4 protein-coding genes are annotated in these 4,303 nt (G+C 51.0%); all 4 read right to left on the bottom strand.

The genetic code is table 11. The features are described from left to right. Nucleotides 1–917: hypothetical protein (locus NC99_RS07180; protein WP_053181547.1), on the bottom strand; the 917-nt coding region annotated here is incomplete at its 3' end. 43 nt (nucleotides 918–960) lie between these two features. Beyond that, nucleotides 961–1,686: a hypothetical protein gene (locus tag NC99_RS07185; protein WP_053181550.1), complete on the bottom strand. Its 726-nt coding sequence runs from the start codon at nucleotides 1,684–1,686 to the stop codon at nucleotides 961–963. A gap of 49 nt (nucleotides 1,687–1,735) precedes the next feature. Then, nucleotides 1,736–2,419, bottom strand: coding sequence for a hypothetical protein (locus tag NC99_RS07190; protein WP_053181552.1), 684 nt, complete (start codon nucleotides 2,417–2,419; stop codon nucleotides 1,736–1,738). Nucleotide 2,420: 1 nt separating this feature from the next. Next, nucleotides 2,421–4,303: TraG family conjugative transposon ATPase (locus NC99_RS07195; RefSeq protein ID WP_053181554.1), on the bottom strand; the 1,883-nt coding region annotated here is incomplete at its 5' end.

The following is a 4,303-nucleotide window of genomic DNA, read 5'->3' on the forward strand; positions in this document are numbered from 1 at the left end:
GCAGCGGTGCGAATCAACCTGCCGCCACCGGAGTTGGTTCCACTGGCCTGCACAATCCACGAAGCAATTTTGGGAACCAGCGCCATGCCCACGATTCCACAGACGGGAACGACCAGGTTGGAGACGAAAAACAATGAGGGCTGGTAAAACAGCATCGAATGGATCAGGGCAATTTCCTGGTCCAGAACAAAGATCAGCACCTCCTGAACCAGCGATAAAATGATCAGGGCGATGGGCAGATACAGGTTCACATTGACAAAACGGGCGATCCACTGCAGGTAGTTATCCTGGAAGCCGTCAAAAATGGACAGCGCAAAAACCAGCGGACCAAAAACCACCAGCAGCACACAAAACACGGTTCTAAGAAAAGCAATCAGGTAAACCAGTACCTCAAACAAGGATTCCAATAGTTGCCGGGTGGCATTCATCATGTAAAAATTGATTTGGTGCTGCAGGGCACGGCCGCTGACAATGTTGTAGGTCGTCAGCAGCAAGTTGATTCCCTTATCCCAGAGTGCGGCCTCTTTCTCCTCGTTTTCATAGAAAAGTGGCATGTCCACAGCCAGGATGGCATCCTGCTTCTCCTCCAGCTTCTCGGCTACCAGGTGTTTCTTGTCGGCATAAATGGCTTCCGAAAGGTGGGTCAGCCCTTTGGTGGGAACCATCAGCAGGTTGACAAAGGGGCCCCAGAAGCTGATCACCAGCACCAGGGCGAAAGGGCGCAGCAACGGAAGCAGGTAGACGGGATTGTCGGCAATCAGTTGTTCATAGATGCGCTTGGCAATATAAAAGAAGGCGGCAATCCCGCCAATGGCCCGGGCCATGTCCACCAGCAGGCCGGCCTGGCTAATTCCGGCATCGACCAGCAGATCGGTGAAATTGAAAAAGCCGTCGGTAGTGATGATTTGTAAAAGCATGTGTTTGGATTTTGGATGGTTAATCGAACTGGCAATGTGTACCCTACCGGCTTAAAAAAGCATAACTGTGGAACTGGTCGTTCTGGTAGAAGTTAAAGTGGCTGACCTTTTGAAAGGTATAGTCCGTCTCTCCGCTCAGCTCATTGAGCGCTTTGCTGATCGCTGCAAAAGCCTCCACCTTCTCTCCGTGATCCGTTTGCAGCAGGTTGACCATCAAAAAGCGAAGCAGCAAATCATCGGCCTCCTGTTGAAGGATCTTTTTAATGGGTGCGGTCTGTTCCAACTGGTCCAGTTGCCGGATTTTATCGTACAGCCGGATAAACCGGTTGGCCAGTCCGTAAATATCAGGTAGCTCATCGGAACGGGCTTGGAACAGTCGCTGCTCAATGGCCTGTTCCAGTTCCTTATTGCTCTTGATCCGGGAGGTTTCTTCACTCCGGCTTTTCATTTTTGATTGTTCCAACAGCCTGGCGACAATGCGCAGTAAGCCGGTTTTGGTTTCTCCTGCGTAAGCTTCAGCATCAGACACCGGCAAAGCCCCCAGCTCCACATAGTAATGTGTGGGCCACGTACGGACAAAAACGTGCGGCTTTGGAATCAGCCAACCTTTGAAGGCCACAAAACTCAGGGGGTAGCTGTCGTTCATCTCCGGGTAATAGCCATGCCAAGGTTTGACATTCAGAAGCTGGGCGCTGGCCTGTTTAGGGAATACGGCAGTGGCAAGCATGACGCTCATGGTCATTCCAAGTAAGGGCAAAATAAGTTTCATAGTATTTTGTTTTTAAATGATGTTTTTAATTTGAAAAACGCTGAATTCGCTATTGATAAAGGCTGTAATAAAGGGCAAAGCTTTCCAGCTTGTCGCTTTCAAAACTTTTCATATAGGAGGCGTACAACAGCTTGTTGTACAGGTAGCAAATGGTGCCGTAGTGCTGGCGGACATCCTCGTAAATTCCGTTGATGGTATCGTAGCGCTGCTTGTCATCCATCAGGAACTGCCGGTCCTTCAAGATGGTATTCAGAATACCGGTGGCCAGCTGGCGGCTGTCGTCCAGGATCAAATCAAAGGACTGCACAATCACCACCGCCTGCTGGTCGGTGAAGTTCTCATCCTGAACCAGCCGGGGCAGCTTTTCGGTATAGATTTCCATGATCTTTTCCAGCATCTCCCGGGTTTGCTTCACGCGTTTGTAGTCTTTGATCAGCCCGGAAACCTGCTCCACACTTTCCAGTAGTTTCTGATCAATCCCCAGCAGTTCACCGGTCAAGCCTTTGATATCGCCGTTTAGCGCTTCAATCAAAATATTGTACCAGTTGATCTTGGACAGGATACCCTTCTCCTGTGTCCAGAGGGCTTCTCGCTGAATTCCGGCACCCACATCCGTGACCGGGGTTTGGCTGGTAACGATTTTTGGGGAAATTGCCAGTAAGGCAAGTATCACCGCCAGGAACCAGATTGTTGTTTTGTTCGTTCCTTTCATGGTGTTGTTTTTGAAGTTCATGTCAAATGGATTTTAAGGTTTCTAAAAAAGATGCCCGGGAGCCACCGGAAAGCGTACTCAGGACCTTCTCCTTTTCGGCTTGCTCCGAGGTGTAACAGTAGTATTCCGCCCGGCTGACTTCGAGAGCAAAAACCCGCGAATAACTGCCCAGGCCGATAAAAACTTCTTTGAGTTTTCGGTCCGCTGGCAGGTTTTTGTTGATCGACAGGATCTGTTCCTTTTGGAACTCCGATAGTCCGAGCGTCTGGCTGATCTGCTCAAACTTGTTTTTGAATTTGCCCATGTCCAGCAGAATTCGCGTGTCGGCATTGTTGATAATGGCATCCCGAATCACCGGCGAGGAGATCACATCATCCACTTCCTGGGTAACGACCATGGCCTCACCAAAAAACTTGCGGATGGTTTTAAAAAAATACTTGATGTAACCGGCCATCTGCGGCGTGGCAATGGCTTTCCAGGCTTCCTCAATGCAGATGACCTTGCGCACGCCCTTCAGCCGGCGCATCTTCTGAAGGAAAATATCCATGATAATCAGCGTGGCCACCGGGAAAATTACCGGGTGATCCTTGATCGAGTCCAGTTCGAAAACCAAAAACGGACAGCGGAAAAACTCGTCGGTCTGCATGGGCTTGTTCAACAGGTAGTCATACTCCCCTCCCCGGTAATATTTCGAGAGGATAAAGAAGAACTCGGCGCTGTTAAAGTCCAGTTGCTGCGCCCTGACCAGCCCGGGGATAAGCTCCAGGCAAAACTCATAATAGCCGTTAAAAGAACGCTCCGGCCCTTTGGTTTTGAAAAACTCGGACAGCGAACGGGCCATGACATCCTTTTCCATCTCCGTCAGGTTCTCTTTGTAAATCGTGTAAATCACCGACAGGATGGTTTGCCTGCGTTCCACGTCGAGCGAGCCGGTCAGTACAAAGGGGTTAAAGGAGATCGGGTTCTCGGAGGTGAATTCCACCATCATCGCCCCACCACGCTCCTTCAGCCGCTCATCCAGGTAGCGGGTCAGCAGCTCATAGCTTCGACCCACATCCAGCAAGACCACATGGCAGTTTTCACTTTCGGCATACTGGCGCAGCAAATGGTTGGTGAAAAACGATTTCCCGGAGCCCGATCCGCCAATCACCAGCTTGTTGCGGTTGTGGATCAGGTGCCTGTCCATCGGCTCATCCGAAAGGTCGATTTTGACCGGGCAGCCTTCCTGCCGGTTGGACAGGTAGAGGGTAAAATCCGAGTCGGAACTGCGAATGGCTCCTTCAAAATTGGTCAGGCAGCAGGCCTGTGGTACCTGGGTGATAAAGGCTTCCGTTTCCGGCAGTTGGGTTGAAAAGGGTACGCAGGCAAAAAACAACAGTGGCAGATCGAACGAATGCTGGTAGGGAAAACAGTTCATCATCGAAAAAGCCGAAGCAGTTTCGCTTTTGTGTTGCTTGAGCCGGGCGAGGGAGTCATCAAAAAGCAGCACATTGAAATGGGTTTTCACCAGCTTCTCTCCGGTGGTCTGGACCGTGTCCAAAAACTGTTCAATCAGCCCGGCATTCACCTTGTTTTCCGAGGAAAAGCGCGACAGGCTGTAGATCTTCTTGTAGCTGTCTTCCAGCATGGCCTTGGTCTGCTGCTGGTCGGGTACGTAGATAAACAGGTTGGTCACATGCGAAAACGGCAGGTTCCAGCTCACCGGGTGTACAAAGGAAACAGGCAGCTGAGTTCGCGGATGGTTTCCCGCCGGACGCAGCTCGCCCGGCAGATGGGAAAAGTCACTCAGACTGAGGATTTCCACAAACTGGTCCATCACCCGGAGCCGGTCCCGAAAATCAATACCGCCCAGCACCGGCTGCCCTTCCCTGAAATTTAGGGTCAGGTAGCGCTCAATCAGTCCGG

It is taken from the genome of Sunxiuqinia dokdonensis (assembly GCF_001270965.1).
Lineage (GTDB): Bacteria > Bacteroidota > Bacteroidia > Bacteroidales > Prolixibacteraceae > Sunxiuqinia > Sunxiuqinia dokdonensis.